This window comes from uncultured Kluyvera sp. (assembly GCF_902485085.1).
Classification (GTDB): Bacteria; Pseudomonadota; Gammaproteobacteria; order Enterobacterales; family Enterobacteriaceae; genus Kluyvera; species Kluyvera ascorbata.
The window spans coordinates 1-18107 of the sequence record NZ_CABTJS010000152.1 but is presented as its reverse complement, the minus strand read 5'-3'; the positions used below and the strand labels follow the sequence as shown (position 1 = coordinate 18107).

Annotated in this window: 13 protein-coding genes; 10 read left to right on the top strand and 3 right to left on the bottom strand. The window is 46.1% G+C overall.

Annotated features, from left to right (window positions below):
- From dnaK to RDN66_RS18985, 4 genes are all read left to right on the top strand, one after another.
- Positions 1-1824: molecular chaperone DnaK (gene dnaK, locus RDN66_RS19000; protein ID WP_308538114.1), on the top strand; the 1824-nt coding region annotated here is incomplete at its 5' end.
- Between the two features lie 88 nt (positions 1825-1912).
- Positions 1913-3049, top strand: a complete 1137-nt coding sequence (gene dnaJ, locus RDN66_RS18995; protein ID WP_115074844.1) for a molecular chaperone DnaJ — start codon at positions 1913-1915, stop codon at positions 3047-3049.
- A gap of 260 nt (positions 3050-3309) precedes the next feature.
- Positions 3310-4242, top strand: a complete 933-nt coding sequence (locus RDN66_RS18990; RefSeq protein WP_202216526.1) for a LysR family transcriptional regulator — start codon at positions 3310-3312, stop codon at positions 4240-4242.
- 113 nt (positions 4243-4355) lie between these two features.
- Positions 4356-4694, top strand: a complete 339-nt coding sequence (locus RDN66_RS18985) for a phage holin family protein (RefSeq protein WP_202209146.1) — start codon at positions 4356-4358, stop codon at positions 4692-4694.
- Between the two features lie 114 nt (positions 4695-4808).
- On the opposite strand, the gene RDN66_RS18980 is transcribed toward RDN66_RS18985, so the two are convergent.
- Both RDN66_RS18980 and RDN66_RS18975 read right to left on the bottom strand, forming a co-directional pair.
- Positions 4809-5342, bottom strand: a complete 534-nt coding sequence (locus RDN66_RS18980; protein ID WP_202216525.1) for a glycoside hydrolase family 108 protein — start codon at positions 5340-5342, stop codon at positions 4809-4811.
- A gap of 30 nt (positions 5343-5372) precedes the next feature.
- Positions 5373-5789 (bottom strand): winged helix-turn-helix domain-containing protein, encoded by a 417-nt coding sequence (locus RDN66_RS18975; RefSeq protein ID WP_202216524.1) that lies wholly within the window; start codon positions 5787-5789, stop codon positions 5373-5375.
- Positions 5790-6180: 391 nt separating this feature from the next.
- On the opposite strand from RDN66_RS18975, the gene RDN66_RS18970 reads away from it, so the two are divergent.
- The 6 genes from RDN66_RS18970 to RDN66_RS18945 all read left to right on the top strand — a co-directional run bounded on the left by RDN66_RS18970 (position 6181) and on the right by RDN66_RS18945 (position 17657).
- The gene (locus tag RDN66_RS18970; protein ID WP_035894923.1) at positions 6181-8256 is read left to right on the top strand and encodes a glycosyl hydrolase family 18 protein; all 2076 of its coding nucleotides are present in this window, start codon (positions 6181-6183) and stop codon (positions 8254-8256) included.
- 216 nt (positions 8257-8472) lie between these two features.
- Entirely contained in the window at positions 8473-9642 is a 1170-nt protein-coding gene (gene nhaA, locus RDN66_RS18965; protein WP_202216523.1) for a Na+/H+ antiporter NhaA, read from the top strand.
- Between the two features lie 38 nt (positions 9643-9680).
- Complete coding sequence (nhaR, locus tag RDN66_RS18960; protein WP_035894922.1) at positions 9681-10580, top strand: transcriptional activator NhaR; 900 nt, start codon at positions 9681-9683, stop codon at positions 10578-10580.
- Positions 10581-10720: 140 nt separating this feature from the next.
- Entirely contained in the window at positions 10721-15583 is a 4863-nt protein-coding gene (locus RDN66_RS18955; protein ID WP_308538113.1) for an RHS repeat-associated core domain-containing protein, read from the top strand.
- 155 nt (positions 15584-15738) lie between these two features.
- Positions 15739-16656, top strand: a complete 918-nt coding sequence (locus RDN66_RS18950; protein WP_202216521.1) for a hypothetical protein — start codon at positions 15739-15741, stop codon at positions 16654-16656.
- 14 nt (positions 16657-16670) lie between these two features.
- Positions 16671-17657 (top strand): hypothetical protein, encoded by a 987-nt coding sequence (locus RDN66_RS18945; protein WP_308538112.1) that lies wholly within the window; start codon positions 16671-16673, stop codon positions 17655-17657.
- A gap of 285 nt (positions 17658-17942) precedes the next feature.
- Here RDN66_RS18945 and rpsT read toward each other — a convergent pair.
- Positions 17943-18107 (bottom strand): 30S ribosomal protein S20 (rpsT, locus tag RDN66_RS18940; RefSeq protein WP_308538115.1); only part of this gene is annotated, 165 nt, incomplete at its 5' end.

The following is an 18107-nucleotide window of genomic DNA, read 5'->3' as shown; positions in this document are numbered from 1 at the left end:
CGCACCACGCCTTCTATCATTGCTTATACCCAGGATGGTGAAACTCTGGTTGGTCAGCCGGCTAAACGTCAGGCAGTGACAAACCCGCAAAACACCCTGTTTGCGATTAAACGCCTGATCGGCCGCCGCTTCCAGGACGAAGAAGTTCAGCGTGACGTTTCTATCATGCCTTACAAAATTGTTGCCGCAGACAATGGCGACGCATGGCTTGATGTGAAAGGCACCAAAACTGCACCACCGCAGATCTCTGCTGAAGTGCTGAAGAAAATGAAGAAAACCGCTGAAGATTACCTGGGTGAGCCGGTAACTGAAGCTGTTATCACCGTACCTGCATACTTCAACGATGCTCAGCGTCAGGCTACTAAAGATGCTGGCCGTATCGCAGGTCTGGAAGTCAAACGTATCATCAACGAACCAACCGCCGCTGCACTGGCTTACGGTCTGGATAAAGAAGTCGGCAACCGTACTATCGCGGTATACGACCTCGGTGGTGGTACCTTCGATATTTCCGTTATCGAAATCGACGAAGTTGATGGCGAAAAAACCTTTGAAGTTCTGGCAACCAACGGTGATACCCACCTGGGTGGTGAAGACTTCGATACTCGTCTCATCAACTACCTCGTTGACGAGTTTAAGAAAGATCAGGGCATCGACCTGCGTAACGACCCGCTGGCGATGCAGCGCCTGAAAGAAGCCGCTGAGAAAGCGAAGATTGAACTGTCTTCCGCTCAGCAGACCGACGTGAACCTGCCGTACATCACCGCAGACGCGACCGGTCCTAAACACATGAACATCAAAGTGACCCGTGCGAAACTGGAAAGCCTGGTAGAAGACCTGGTTAACCGTTCCATCGAGCCGCTGAAAGTTGCGCTGCAGGATGCTGGCCTGTCCGTATCCGATATCCAGGACGTTATCCTGGTCGGTGGTCAGACTCGTATGCCAATGGTGCAGAAGAAAGTTGCTGAGTTCTTCGGTAAAGAACCGCGTAAAGACGTTAACCCGGACGAAGCTGTTGCTATCGGTGCAGCGGTTCAGGGCGGCGTTCTGACCGGTGAAGTAAAAGACGTGCTGCTGCTGGACGTTACCCCGCTGTCTCTGGGTATCGAAACCATGGGCGGTGTGATGACTGCGCTCATCAACAAAAACACCACCATCCCAACTAAGCACAGCCAGGTGTTCTCTACCGCTGAAGACAACCAGTCTGCGGTAACCATCCACGTGATTCAGGGTGAGCGTAAACGTGCATCCGATAACAAATCACTGGGTCAGTTCAACCTGGACGGTATCAGCCCAGCACCGCGCGGCATGCCGCAGATCGAAGTCACCTTCGATATCGATGCTGATGGTATCCTGCACGTTTCCGCGAAAGACAAAAACAGCGGTAAAGAGCAGAAGATCACCATTAAGGCTTCTTCCGGTCTGAATGAAGAAGAAATTCAGAAAATGGTTCGTGAAGCCGAAGCTAACGCCGAAGCTGACCGTAAGTTTGAAGAGCTGGTTCAGACCCGTAACCAGGGCGACCATCTGCTGCACAGCACCCGTAAGCAGGTTGAAGAAGCAGGCGAACAGCTGCCAGCTGACGACAAAACTGCCATCGAGTCTGCGCTGACCGCACTGGAAGCGTCTCTGAAAGGCGAAGACAAAGCGGACATCGAAGCTAAAATGCAGGCGCTGGCGCAGGTTTCCCAGAAACTGATGGAAATCGCTCAGCAGCAGCACGCACAGCAGCAGGCGGGTGCCGCAGGCGCTGACGCTTCCGCGAACAATGCGAAAGACGACGACGTTGTTGACGCTGAGTTCGAAGAAGTGAAAGACAAAAAATAATCGCCCTGATGCAGGGTAATTAATCAGCACGGGCGAAGAGGGTTTCCTCTCCGCCCGTGCTCGCATGTTAAGGGGCTGAAAAAAACCAATGGCAAAGCAAGACTATTACGAGATTTTGGGCGTTTCCAAAACAGCGGAAGAGCGTGAAATCAAAAAGGCGTACAAGCGCCTGGCCATGAAATTCCACCCGGACCGCAACCAGGGTGATAAAGAGGCCGAAGCCAAGTTTAAAGAGATCAAAGAAGCGTACGAAGTCCTGACCGACGCGCAGAAACGTGCGGCCTACGATCAGTACGGTCATGCAGCCTTTGAACAGGGCGGCATGGGCGGCGGTGCCGGTGGTTTTGGCGGCGGCGCGGACTTCAGCGATATCTTTGGTGACGTATTCGGCGATATTTTTGGCGGCGGTCGCGGTCGTCAGCGCGCGTCCCGTGGCGCAGACCTGCGCTACAACATGGATCTGACGCTGGAAGAAGCGGTTCGTGGTGTGACCAAAGAGATCCGCATCCCGACGCTGGAAGAGTGCGACATCTGCCACGGCAGCGGCGCCAAAGCGGGCTCACAGCCACAAACCTGTCCAACCTGTCACGGCTCCGGTCAGGTGCAGATGCGTCAGGGCTTCTTCGCCGTACAGCAGACCTGTCCACACTGTCAGGGCCGCGGTACGCTGATTAAAGATCCGTGCAATAAATGTCACGGCCACGGCCGCGTCGAGAAGACCAAAACCCTGTCCGTTAAAATTCCGGCAGGCGTGGATACCGGCGATCGCATTCGTCTGACCGGCGAAGGCGAAGCGGGCGAGCACGGTGCACCGGCAGGCGACCTGTACGTACAGGTCCAGGTGAAGCAGCACGCCATCTTTGAGCGTGAAGGCAATAACCTGTACTGCGAAGTGCCGATCAACTTCTCTATGGCTGCTCTGGGCGGCGAGATTGAAGTACCGACGCTTGACGGTCGCGTGAAGCTGAAAATTCCAGGCGAAACGCAAACCGGTAAACTGTTCCGCATGCGTGGCAAGGGCGTGAAATCCGTTCGCGGTGGCGTGCAGGGTGACCTGCTTTGTCGCGTGGTGGTTGAAACCCCGGTCGGCCTGAATGAGAAGCAGAAACAGTTGCTGAAAGATCTGCAGGAAAGCTTCGGCGGTCCAACCGGCGAGAACAACAGCCCGCGTTCGAAAAGCTTTTTCGACGGCGTGAAGAAATTCTTTGATGATTTGACCCGCTGATTTGAAACACAAAAAAAGCCCGGAATTTATTCCGGGCTTTTTTTTATCTTATCTATTTAAAAACTTCTCTTAAATATCAACGAATAAAGAAAGACTTCTTGTGGGGAATCAGAGTTTTTCTGCATTAAAATTTCTTTAAAACATCATGATTATAAATTATTGATATTAATTTATATTAATTTATTTTGATTGTTTCGCTTATGAAGTAATAATTCCATTTGTGATACTGTAGAAGTTTTAATGGATCTGGAGTTATTTCTTTGAAGAGTGAGTTCGATTATAATTTAATTAAGGTGCTGGATGCAGTTATTTCCGCCGGAAATGTCACGAAAGCATCCCAGCGATTGGCTGTAACGCCTGCGGCTGTCTCGATTGCATTGAACCGATTACAGGGTTTTTACCACGAAGCTCTTTTTGTCAGAGGCCGAAGTGGTCTCATTCCAACAGTAAAAGCGCTCGAAGTTCATAGCTACTTCTGCCAAGCGATTGATCTCATTAAAGTCGCATTAAAACCGGAAGGAAAAGATTCGGAGAAAAGTAAAATCACCCTGTTGGGCGGTGATATTACTGAAAACTACTATTTATCACAGGTTTACGACGATAAATTTTTCGAGCGTTATTCTTTTCATCATTTCTCTATGCGTAACCGGGATAAAGATGAGATGAGAAAATTGTTAATCACGGAGGAGTGCGATATAGCCATCAGCCGTAATTATAACAATGATAATGATTTTGAATGCAGACCCATTGATAGCTTCAAACACTTTTGCATGATTTGTGGTAAGGATAATATGTTAAGCGAACTATCACAGCTATCACTCCATCATTTTTTATCATCACAACATGCCATTTTTAAAGCTAATGATTGTCCGATTGTGACCATACAAGATGAAAACCTCTATGATAGTAATATCGATGTTAAAGAACGAAGAGATATTGGCTACAAAAGTGATTCAATTACAGGGATCATGAGTATTGTAGAACGCACACAATTAATTGCATTGGTTCCCTTGAAACTTGCTATTTTCTTTAAAAATCAACGTAAATATAATATCAATATCCTGCAGTTGCCACGTGAAATTAAAATAAAACAAATGAATGTATACGCTTCCTGGTATAAAAGGAATGCTAAGAGCCAGCATATTGAAGACATTGTTGACATGCTTCATACTTTATCTTCATTTCGTCATTAACTTCATTAATAAGATATTTTTTTATTACCTATATTTAGTGATTCTTTGTGACTCTTTTCTTCGCTCTGAAAGGTTTAGATTTGTAGTTCCATTATATCCAAAAGGAATCATAAATGTTATTACCTGCTCAATTAGAAACGCCAAGGGCGATCCTCCTCGAAGTAGAAGTTATTGCAATGGTCATCGCGGTCGGAGCATGGGGGGGGGTTGTGAGTTTTTTGTTAAAGTCAGAGGGGTTCAAAGCCGGTAGCTTTCATGGCCGCTTAATGAGATGTATCAACCAGATTATTATCTCATGCTTCACTAGTTTTATTTTAAGTGTGGTAGCGGTTGAAAAGGGGCTAAGTTTTAACATGATATTGCTTTTTGCAGGAGTGGGAGGTGTATTTTCTATTCCCATTATTAAAATATTAGGTGCGCGAGTTAAGCGCATTGTATCTGGCAAAGAGTAAGCATGCATAGAAAAATTACAACATAGATCTTATCGGGGGCTAATTACCGATAATCAACAATGGAGTGATAAACAGATGGGACATTGTAAAGATTACATTGTCCCATTATTCAGCTTATACGACACGGTTTTTTAGCCAGCCGTAGATAAACTGCTCGTTCTGTTGTCTTTCTTCGGTGATAGTCAAATAATAAGCCCCTTGGCTGCAATTTAACGCTCTGAGTAAGACCTCCTCACCTTCGCTTCCTCGCGTTGTCAGAAAACGTTCCAGTGCGGTTAGCGTTCTTGAACCGATAAGGCCGTCGGTGCTTAAATCATGATACAGATTTTGTTCTTTGTTGAAGACGTTTAGCCAGCGCTGTAGCCAGATACCGGGGTATTTTGGGCCGACATTGACCGCGGCATCACAGAGTTCAAATGATAAAGGCCAGGACAGCTGTGAGATGTCTTCGAACCCAGGTTTAACCCAGTAAATATTCTCCAGTATCGCATATGCCTCTTCGCGGGTTAATGCTTTCATTTCTCCCTGATAACCATTTGCTCTTGCTGTGGCTTTGGTTATTCCCCAGTTGGTTTCACCACCACGATCGGCGGGGTTGTTGGAATAACCACCTTCTATTGAAAGAATACCATCGATAACTGGATTCATTATACCCTCCTTGATAATGATTTATTAAAACTATTGGCGTTTAAATAGTGAGATAAAACGTTGTTTGAGTTTGGATGGATTAAAAAGAGAATGGGGAACTGGTTGGTTGGTATCTGTTGACTCAATGGGAATCAAATCATTTACCTGAATTCCCTGGCGGGGGATAGTAATGAGGAGGTCATGGATCCCGAGTGATTTTAAATCCTTGCGAATCAAATAAAGTATTTGCGTTAAATTTGCATCATTCACATAGTTCCCTCTACTTCCCCAGAGTGCGGTAGTGAGTTCCTGGCGTTCGATGACTTCATTTTCTGCATGCTCGATGATGAAACTGAGGCATCTTGCTCTCATCGCCGTCATACGGACTACCATCGAATTAGTGATATTCCGTAGTTCATATTTACGCTCATTAAATATGCAGTCATGGTTTATGATATACGTTTTCATTGTTCCCTCTTTGAATGATGTTGTTCTTGATTCCTTGTTTATCCGAATACTAGTTACGAGAACTAGCTGAATCCATATTGTAAAAATCAATAACTCCATTTTATGTTTGATTTTCAAATGTGCATCACAGCTTTGATTTGTTTTTAAGTGAGATTTAAAAACCTATTAAATACCATTAAACACTTTAGGGTTGCATTTGTATTGCTGATAAAGTGAACGGGGTGTTGCGGTATAATATTAATTTAATTAATTGTTATCGTTGCTATGTATAAATTAAAAGTCATCGTCATTGATGATGTTTTGTGATTAGCCTTATTCAATCAGCTAATGAATTATTCACCCGGTAGGATGGCCTACGAAAACACAATCATCTAAATTATAGGAACATATTATGACGACTAGTAAATTAATTAAGGGTGACACCCTGACTGAAACCAGTAATGCAGCTGACGGTTTTATTCCTGCAACTGAAGTGAGTAAATACAGCTACACTTCTGCTCGCGTCGCTAATTCGGTATATAACGTTTATAAAGCAAACGCGAATAAGCCAAAAGTATTCGGCTACTACACCGACTGGTCTCAATATGATGACCGCCTGCAAGGTGGTGATATTGCTGATGACCGTGGACGTGGCTACGATCTGGCTAATGTCGATCCACTGGCTTATGACAAAATTATCTTTGGTTTCATTGGTATTGTGGGTGACAAGGGCGAGAAGCAATCCACCATTGAAAAAGCGGCAGCTCTCACCGGCAAAACGACTAACGAACCCACCTTCCTCGACCCATGGGGTGACTTCCAGTCTTATGTTAACTGTAATCAGGAGACCAGTGCCTGGGACCTCGATCCAATGACGGTGACGCAACAGACTACTCACGGCATGCTGGGCGGTCTACGTGACCTGCAGGCAAAAGCGAAGCAGCTGGGTCATACTCTGGCGCTTTCAATGAGTATCGGCGGCTGGACAATGAGTAACGGCTTCCATGAAATGGCAAAAACTGAAGCAGCACGCAAAGTATTCGCGGCAGGTGTGGTGAAATTATTCAAACAGTTCCCAATGTTTAGCGAAGTGGACATTGACTGGGAATACCCGAATGCTGTCGGTAACAATAACCCTTACGGCCCAGAAGACGGCGCGAACTATGCTCTGGTCATCAAAGAGCTGAAAACTCAGCTGGATGCTGCTGGTCGTAGCGATGTTAAAATCTCTATCGCTAGCTCTGCTGTCGTAGAAACTCTGGGTTACTCTAACGTTAACGCGCTGATGGATGCGGGTCTCTACGGCATCAACGTCATGACCTATGACTTCTTCGGTACACCATGGGCGGAAACTCTGACGCATCATACTAACCTGTCCCCACTGTCTGCGGGTGGCTGGAGTATTGAAGTTATTGTTGATTATCTGATTGCTGAAGGTTTCCCTGCCGATCGCATCAACATCGGTTATGCAGGTTACACCCGTAATGGTCGTAACGCCGAAATTGAAAGCTTCTCCCCGCTGAAAGGTTCTTACAGCGCAGGTGAGGGGACCACTACCGGTACCTTCGAATCTGGCTGCACCGAATGGTATGACACCATTTATAACTACCTGGATCTGGAAAACCAGAAAGGTCGTAATGGCTTCAATGTGTATACCGACCAGGTTGCAAATGCAGACTACCTCTACAACCCGCAATCTAAACTGTTCATGTCGCTTGATACACCACGAAGCGTAAAAGTGAAAGCGGAGTACGCGGCTAAGCTCGGCCTGGGTGGGATGTTCACCTGGACTATCGACCAGGATAACGGCGTGCTGGTCAACGCGGCGCGTGAAGGCCTAGGTTATGAAATGAGCAAGGAAGTGGTTGATATGGAACCGTTCTACTTCGAAGGCATCAATATTGAACCTGTTGATGAAGACAAGGATGACGGTGAAAAGGCCAACCATGCGCCTAAAGCGACTATTGAACTGCGCGTTGTCGGCGGTTCCCGCGTTCAGCTTTCTGGCGAAGGCTCTAGTGATGAAGATGACGATGCTCTGAGCTTTAGCTGGGGCGTACCAACCGCTATCGACGTTGCTGATAAAACTGCTTCGGTTATCGAGTTCGTGGTACCGGTTGTTGAAGCCGCTACCGAACTTCAGTTCACACTGTTTGTCCGTGATGCTCAAGGCGAACCTTCAACCCAGCAGCGTTTTGTTCTGATTGTGGTGCCAGCGGCAAGCGCAGTTGAACCGACTCCGGCTGATGATGAAGAAGAGGTCACTCCGACTCCAGTACCTTCTGATGACTCTGAATCTACTCCGGATGATTCCGCTTCTGTTTACCCACAATGGGATGCGGCTACGGTATACGGCGTCAACTGGGGCGAGTTCGAGATCGTAAGCTGGAAAGGTCACAACTACCAGGTCAACTGGTGGTGTGAAGGTATGCAGCCAGACCTGAACTGCAGCCAGGGCCAGGCATGGACTGACCTCGGCGCATACTGAGTGATTGGTTGTTCTTGAAAGAAGCCCCGGAAAATCCGGGGCATTTCCATTGTGACGCGGAATGTCTTTCTGGGGAGGGCGCTTACCGACCCTGGCAATAATCTAGTTAGATCGGAAAATACGAATTATATTTACTAAATAATCTAATTTTAACGAGCATTTGTGAAGGGTATGATTGTCTCTATCAAGTAGTTAACTGAATGAGAGAATAAATAGATGAAACATCTGCATCGTTTTTTCAGCAATGATGCCTCTGGTGGCATCATTCTGATTATTGCTGCCGTTCTGGCCATGCTGATGGCCAATATGGGCGCAACCAGCGGCCTGTATCATGCCTTCCTGGAAACGCCGGTGCAGCTGCGCGTGGGCGCATTAGAAATTAACAAGAACATGCTGCTGTGGATTAACGATGCCCTGATGGCGGTGTTTTTCCTGCTGATTGGCCTTGAGGTTAAACGTGAGATGATGCAAGGCTCGCTGGCTACGCGTCGTCAGGCTATTTTCCCGGTAATTGCAGCACTGGGCGGCATGGTCGTGCCAGCGCTGGTTTACCTGGCGTTTAACGCTCAGGATCCGATTGCGAGCAGCGGCTGGGCGATTCCTGCGGCGACCGACATCGCCTTTGCACTTGGCGTGCTGGCGCTGCTGGGCAGCCGCGTACCGGCCTCACTCAAGATCTTCCTGATGGCGTTGGCCATCATCGACGATTTGGGTGCCATCGTGATTATCGCGCTGTTCTACACTCATGATTTGTCACTGCTGTCGCTGGCCATCGCTGCGGCCGCCATTGCGGTGTTGGCGTTGCTGAACGTCAGCGGCGTACGTCGGACCGGTATCTATATTCTGGTGGGTGTGATCCTGTGGACGGCGGTGCTGAAGTCCGGCGTTCATGCCACCCTGGCTGGGGTGATTGTCGGCTTCTTTATCCCGCTGCGCGAGCAGAACGGTAAGTCGCCAGCGAAACAACTTGAGCATGTGCTGCATCCGTGGGTGGCCTTTATGATCCTGCCGCTGTTTGCCTTTGCCAATGCCGGCGTTTCCCTTCAGGGCGTCACGCTTGACGGGCTGACCTCGCTGCTGCCGCTGGGTATCATCGCGGGTCTGTTTCTCGGTAAGCCGCTCGGCATCAGCTTGTTCTGCTGGCTGGCGCTGAAGCTCAAGTTGGCAAAACTGCCGGAAGGGGCAAACTTCTCGCAGATTATGGCCGTCGGCCTGCTGTGCGGGATTGGCTTCACCATGTCTATTTTTATCGCTAGCCTTGCCTTCGGCAGCGTCGACCCGTCGCTGATTAACTGGGCGAAGCTCGGCATCCTGATTGGCTCAGTGATGTCGGCGGTGGTGGGATACAGTTTATTACGTGCGCATTTGAAGCCGCAGATGGCCTAAGCGCAAGATGAGAATTAAAGGAGAGGAGTGCACAGGGCATGTCGCATATTAATTACAATCACCTTTACTACTTCTGGCATGTCTATAAGGAAGGCTCGGTCGTGGGGGCGGCAGAGGCGCTGTTCCTGACACCGCAAACCATCACCGGGCAAATCAAGGCGCTGGAAGAACGGTTACAGGGCAAACTGTTTAAACGTAAAGGGCGCGGTATTGAACCGAGCGAGTTGGGTGAGCTGGTCTTCCGCTATGCCGACAAAATGTTCACCCTAAGCCAGGAGATGCTGGATATCGTGAACTACCGCAAAGAGTCGAACCTGCTGTTTGATGTTGGCGTGGCAGATGCGCTATCCAAACAGCTGGTTAGCAGCGTGCTGGATGCCGCCGTGGTGGAAGATGAGCCAATCCATCTGCGCTGTTTTGAGTCAACGCACGAAATGCTGCTTGAGCAGCTCAGCCAGCATAAGTTGGATATGATTATCTCCGACTGCCCGATCGATTCTACCCAGCAGGAGGGGTTGTTTTCGGTGCGAATTGGCGAATGCTGCGTGAGTTTTTGGTGTACTCAGCCATTGCCGGAGAAACCCTTTCCTGCCTGCCTGGAAGAACGTCGATTACTAATCCCAGGGCGTCGCTCGATGCTCGGGCGTAAGCTGCTGAACTGGATCAACTCACAAGGATTGAACGTTGAAATCCTTGGTGAGTTTGATGATGCCGCATTGATGAAAGCGTTTGGGGCAACACATAACGCTATTTTTGTTGCCCCTACTCTGTATTCACATCATTTCTATGCCGATGATTCTATCGTTGAAATTGGACGTGTAGAGAATGTGATGGAGGAATATCACGCCATATTCGCGGAAAGAATGATCCAGCATCCGGCGGTGCAGCGTATTTGCAAGAAAGATTATACAGAGTTATTTTCAAATCCTATCCGGTAAGATAAAAAAAGCTAAAATTGACATCATTATTTCTCAGTGAGAATTAATGATGTCAATTTAGAGTAATGTGATTTCTGATTTTCCTTTGCAGTGGTTAACGTGAAATGGTTCTAATCACTAACTCATTGTAAGGGAACATTATGGCACAGAGCTATTATTCACAGGCGGGTAACTTTACCAGCAGCCTGCAAGCAGAAGTTGACGTTCGTACAGGGTTGTATAAATGTAATTTCCCCATTCTGAATGTTACCGGAAACCACGGTATTGGTCCGGTTCAGAATATTACGTTAAGCTATTCTCCTTTAGATACGCTCAATCGCGGATTTGGCCAGGGGTGGGGGTTAGGGCTTAGTTATTACGATAAAAGTAACAGTTTGCTAGTTACCGCGAATGGCGACCAGTATAAGGTTGTTGAAAATACGACGTCGGTAATGATTCAGCAAAACAAGCTTGAAAACATTAAATTTGAGAAATTCACCGATCACTACAAATTAATTTATAAAAGTGGGGTAGTGGAAATCCTAAGCTCACCGACTAGCGTGAATAACGTTAAGGTTCCGGTGACGATTTACTCCCCATTAGGGCGAGCATTACAGCTTCAGTGGGATTTAAGCGGCGAATTCCCACGGGTGCTGAGCATTCGGGATGAAGAAAATACGCTGCTCAACATTAGCTACAGCGGTTTTACTACTATCACCGTATGGCCTTCTTCTATTGAAGAAAAGGTCATTCACGTTATGCAAAGCAACCAGCAGCTGACCTCATTCAGTATTATCCAGGATAGCGACAGCCCGGTTTGGAAACTTGAATATCATACCGTCGGCGGCAACAATCTGCTTCACGGCATCACCACGCCTTCCGGCATGTCGGAATCCGTCACCTACGTTGCTAATCAGATTAAATTCCCCAGCGCCGCAGGACAAACCTCGCTTCCGCGCGTAACCATACATACGCGATTCCCCGGTGCTCAACAGCCCGCTATTCGCCGTACCTATCAGTATTCTACCAATAACTACTTAGGCTATGGGTTATCCGCACCGTGGTCCAATAGTTCAGATTATCTCTACAATAATACGACAAATTACCTTTACTGGAGTGAAGAGCGCCTGACCGACGGTGAAGAGTTGATCGTTACCCGCAGGACGTTTGATAATTTCCACCTGCTACGTGAAGAAAAAACGACTCAGAATGATTGCCAAAAACTGACTACCGCAGACTACTACGCGATTTCTGGCGCCACTTATGATAACCAGCCAGATAACTTTTTGTGCCAGAAAAGTAAGGTTGTTACCTATAGCAATACCGTAACGAATGAAGCACGCTCGGAAACGACCACCTATGAGTATAGCCTTGATGGCAACCTTTTAAGCCAGATTGAACCAGATGGCAAAACGACGACGTGGGAATATTTCCCTGCTATTGGTGGGGCTGAATGTCCTGCGGATCCACACGGCTTTTGTCGTTATATCAAATCCGAAACGGTGACGCCGGCAGAGACCGAGTTTGATACGCCGGTCAAGGCTAAACATTACACCTATATCAGTATCCCGACTGCATCGGCGGCCCAGGAAGTGTTGGCTCACGCCGTGGTACAAAATACTGTGCTCTCTACTGCTGATAAAAAAGTACTGTTACAGGTGTCTCAGGAGTATTTAGCTGACAGCGGCTCTCCTTATTATGGACAGGTGATCCGCAGCATCATCAGTAAGGCCGGTGTTGAAGGTGGCGAGCTGGATTATGTGTCAGCGGAAGAAACAACATGGGGAACTGACGGTATCTACGCTACCCGGAAGGTAACCTACAAGCCTTTTGATTATGACTATGATGGTACAAATCATACTTCAATGACCGTCAAATATTATCCTCTGTCGCTTAAAGAGTATATTGTCACCGATACGGAAGGAAATACCACTGAATATTATTATGACGTACAGGATCGCCTGACGAAAAGTATCAAAAATAGACTTTCGATCTACGAGACAAATCTTGATTATACTTATCAGATGGAAGAGGTTGAGCCTGAATCAGGTGTTTTTGTTCCGGTAATGACTATTCAGGATGAAAAGGGAAATATCTCTAAAAATATCTATGATGGTTTGGGTAATATTATCCGTCAGGACAAGCTGATTAATGATGTCTGGACCGTTATTCTTGAGCGGAAATATGATTCTTTTGGCCGTGAATATTATAATGAACGTCGTGATCGATTGAATGATGTTGATGCACTGGTTTCACAAAATATGGTGTTCAACGACTGGGGTATGGTCAAATCTATTCAATATAATGACGGTCACTTTGAATATAATGACTATGACCCGATCACCATGCAGTCAACGCTTTGGCAGGAATCTGACACCGAGGCAACGGCCAGTACCGTCACGCAGTATGACGTTAACGGTGTTGTCACTTCGCAGTGGAAAATTAATTCGCTGGGTCAAAATATCGGCGTTAAAAACTATCACTATGATGGTTTAGCGCAGCTGAGAAGCATTGTCGATGATGCCGGCGTATTTCTTACCTATGACTATGACAGCTATGGCCGCGTTACCCACACTACCCTTGCCGACGGTACCACCGTTCGTAAAGTTTATGCTGGGCATACTAATGAAAAATTGATTACGCATATTTATGCCGACGATCGCCTGTTAGGAGAACAAACATTTGATGGTCTTGGCCGTCTGAAAACATCGACGGTGGCAAACCGTACCCAGCAGTTTGCATACGAACTCGATAAATCCTGCCCATACTGGACGCTGACACAGGATGGCCAGGAACTCCAGTATGAATACATTACCGAGCTGGGTAATGTGGTCAGAAGCGTGAAAGATAAAGACTCGCTGATTCTTCAGGAAATGACCTATGATCCGGTCAGCGGCGACCTGCTTACCGGGGTGAATGCGGAAGGCATTAAATTCGTTAACACCTATAATAATGACTCAACGCTGGCGACGGAAACCTTTACCGATAATGGTCGAACAGTTTCCACCAACTATACATTCTCAGGGAATGGTATTCTGCTGGATTATGTTGGCGTTGATAACAATAACCGTCATTCAGCGTTTAACGCACTTGGACAGTGTCTGAGTATTACCGAAGGTAATATTAAGCTCGATAATGAGTTTGATACACTAGGCCGTATCAAAAAGATTACCACCACCGACAGCCAGTTCTCCTCTGTTTCTACGATGGAAATTCATTACGATGAATTCTCTCGTGAATGGATGCGAAGCTTTAGCTGCGGCGGACAAAATCGCAGCGTTGAACAGCTTTATTACCCTGACGACAGCCTGAAAACGCGTATCACCCGTAAGGGCGAAACGGTGCTGCTCCGGGAAGAGTATGCCTATACCAGCCGTAATCAGCTTTATACCTATTCGGCAACGGGTGAGCAATTACCGGTCGATAAATTTGGCAATAAGATTACCAACCAGGTCTATACCTATGACGGTTTAGGGAATATTAAAGATATTACCACCACCTTTGCTGATGGCGAAAACTTTACCGAATATCATTATGACCTTAATGACCCGTGCCAGCTTAAACGTGTTGCTAATAGCCATGATGCGTATCCGAAAGAAACGTTGCTGGAATATGATTTAGCCGGTCGCCTGACCACCAATGAAGTGGGCAACACGTTAACGTATGATGCTTTAGGACGTCTGCAGCAGATTTTGAGCGGTGTGAAAATTATTGCCACGTACCATTATGATGCCATGGATCGTATGGTACGCCAGCTCGCACAGGATGGTGGCAATACCCAACTGTATTATCGTGAAGGTAGCGTTGTTTCTCAGTATAACGAGGATAATGCCGTTAGCACCGAATTTGTCAAAGTGGCCAATACGATGCTTGCCAGAAAAGACAATACAAATTCTCAGCTTTATCTGAGCGATTTTAAAGGTACGCCACTAAGTCAGGTTGATTCGCAAAGCAAGTCGATTGCGGATACCGGTTTTACCGCCTTTGGCGCGAGCGCTAATAATACGTTACCAGCGTGGAGCCCGGCATTTAATGGCCAGGTCAGGGACCCTGTCACCGGATACTATCATTTAGGCAGCGGCTATCGTGCCTACAACCCGGAATTAATGCGCTTTAATACGCCGGACAGTTGGTCACCGTTTGGCGAAGGTGGGATCAACCCTTATGCCTATTGCCGTAACGATCCGATTAACTTTATCGACCCAACGGGTCATATCAGCTGGCAGGCGGGCGTTAGCATTGGCTTTAGTATCTTAAGCCTGCTTCTCACCATATTTACCGCAGGGGCGTCAATTATTGTTGAGGGCGGGATTATGGCGGCAATCGCTTCAGCCCGAGCGGCAAGTCTAATACTCGGCGCTGTAAGCGTAGTGGGAGATGTAGCGTCCATTACCTCTAAAGCGCTTGAAGAAACGAATCCTGATGTGGCGAACGCGTTTTCATGGGTGTCCAAAACCTGTTCTGTTATTAGTTTTGGTAGCGTCGTGCCAAAAGTGCCTGGCTATATTAAACAAGCACCTGAAACGGTTCTTGATACATGGTCTAAGGTTCGCGGGAGAACCGGGTCCTATTCGGTAACAAAGATTCATGATGCCCGGAGTCTGATGGTCAGAACCGCCGATCGCTATATGAAAGTGACGGATTCAACCGCCTTCAGTATTGGCTATCATGCGTTAACTGGCGGCACCAAAACCGGTATCAAAATTTATGATTACGTCAGTCAGAAGAAAGAGGATACGACATCAGGGCAGGCCGGTACTGATACGCCGACCACGGATATCACCAATAATACGCTGACCAGTACCAGCGATCTGAAATCATCTACCGTTGAAAACTTTTACGCATCCAGTAATGGGATGCAGGCGGGTGAAGATTCTGGTTTGGGGGCGTTGTATTCCGCCAAAAAAAATACCCTGACGGATTCACTGACACCGCTGAACACTCAGTTAAAAAATACTGGGGTCAGACTGGTTAATGAAAATAGCCTGATGCCGTGGGCTTCAACAGTATCCACTAAGATTTAAATCATAATACTAAGGCTAATGATATTAGTCATTAGCCTTTAATATTAATGGAGGTTTATATTATTGATATTAAATTATTCTTTAGTTAGTGGAGGTAAGCATTTTCCACATTCTTATAAATGATTTCGCAAACTAAATATTAAGGAACCATAGCAATGAAAAAATTTGAATATGTTAGTTATGTTGATGTTAACCTGCCTACTGGAAAAGGCCAGTCAACAGTATATGCAAATAGCTGGGATGATGAGCGTGTCGGTGATGCAGCGCAGGTTACTATTATTTTCGTGGTAACAAATAGAAACTATGAGCAAGTTATTTTAACTGAAAAAGAAATTAAAGAGTGTGTTTTTCTTGGCGATTATCACACGGGGGAAATTTTCCAACCGACTACTGCCGTGTATTGGGATCGGTGGGCAGTAGATGTTGATTCGGTGGTTGTTAATACTCAGGCGGCTGTAAACGCTGGTGTAGTTTATCAATCTATTACCTATAATCTTCGTTCTAGAGGCTATCATACAATTTCACATACCTGCGCTGCCGTGCTTACACCAGATGGTGGTGAGTCTATCGTGACAAGCTGTAAAGGCACCCAGTTTGATAGTGGCGTCACGGTAACGCCGCTGCCAGCTATATGGTATGACTATTCTGATCTTGATTATACCCGCGTTGATACACAGAATAAGACCGTTGGGAATTATGTGGTCGATCAAGATAATTATTATGTTTCCATTCCTAATGGTACGATTTCTGACAGCTCTTCATCATCCGGGAATGCGGATATATTTGTTAAAGCTAAAGCGGATGTAAACCCACCAATCTATCAAATTGTTTTTAAAGTGGGAGCGGAAGGGACATATAATTTAAAACTGGATAATGGAGATATTATCCCTCTTCCTTACAATCAACGTTATGGTCAACTATGCCTTACTCGAGTATCTATTGAGAATTGTACAGTCAGCAGTCCATTCTCAGATGAAATTAAAGTGACGGCTTATGACCCATATCAGAATGTGGCGTATTTAGCGTTTTCACCAAAAGATAATAACAACACTATTTCTATGTCTAATGCTTAATTAAGGGATTTATCATGGCTGCTTATTTTTCATATCTTTCCTACTTGAATGTGTCACTTCGTTCCAACTCTGACGTAGGCCTGATTTATGCTAATGGCCGTAACCAGGTTCAGGTGATGGTTAATTTTATTGCCCTGGATGATAAAGGGGAACAGGTTTTTCTGGATTATGATCAAATGATGACTAGTTTGTCGTTATGTGACTATTACTCTCGGGCTCCTATTGCCAATGGCTGGGTTGCCACTGAGAACTACGGTGATTTTCTTTCGGATGGTATTTTATTAGATCACGCATCAAGCTATACCGCTATTGCTAAAGAGCAAAAGAAGGAACCTTTATCTGCATTAAAATCGGGCCTTGACGGTTATCTTTTACCACAAAGCTATTGTTTCTGGGTTTCTGCAGAAAACAACGTTACCACTGCAAAATCTTTTGCAGTGGCCATGAGTGATAATGCTGGAACCACCTATGATACTGCGATTAATGGCAACTTTGAATCGTTTATTCGCCTTGAACCTATTGCCGAAAAATCATATGTGATGGACGATATGTTTTTATCACCGGATGCATATATTGAATATAATTCTGATGGTACGGTTCAGAAACGCAGTAACTTTTTCTCTTTTAAAAATCCTAAGTTACTTATTAAAAAAGTTGAGGGCATGACTGAGGATGTAGATCCATACTACGAGACACTTATTTGTTCTAGTTTTTCCCTATGGAATGCGACATTGAGATATGCCTATCTTGATGGGTATCGGAGTGGCAATAATCTTTATATCTTTACTGCAGATGGTACGAAACATACATATTCTAGAAATGAGCGTAAAGGATATTTGTGCTTCAGCTTGGTTGATTTAGAACATCAAAGTGAGGTTCCTGTGACTCATAACCCAGTCGATATTACTGTTTATGACCAATATGGAAACAAAGGGCATTTTAATGTCGATGTTAACAGTCCCTCAGCTGAAGTCATGAAAATTGTTATTAAAGATGTCTGACATTGACGGGCATATCAAAAGAGCCTTTTGATAGCAGCCGCCTGCGCAGTATTTTTTCTTTTCGTTAATCCCCTAAGTAAAGCACGCCTGGTATGGTGTGCTTTTTTACGTTACATCGTATGTCTGACAGCTGGAGTGGTTTCGCCATGAGGCAAGGCGAGTCCGAGTCGCTTCACTGGTGGATCTAGCAGCTACCGATCGATTTCTTTGTCCGCTGTTTTTATACAGGCATAAAAAAACCCGCTTTACGCGGGTTTTTTCACAAAGCTGATAACAAGCAGGCGATTAAGCCAGTTTGTTGATCTGTGCAGTCAGGTTTGCTTTATGACGTGCAGCTTTGTTTTTGTGGATCAGACCTTTAGCAGCCTGACGGTCCACGATTGGTTGCATTTCGTTAAATGCTTTCAGTGCAGTAGCTTTGTCGCCAGCTTCGATAGCTGCGTATACTTT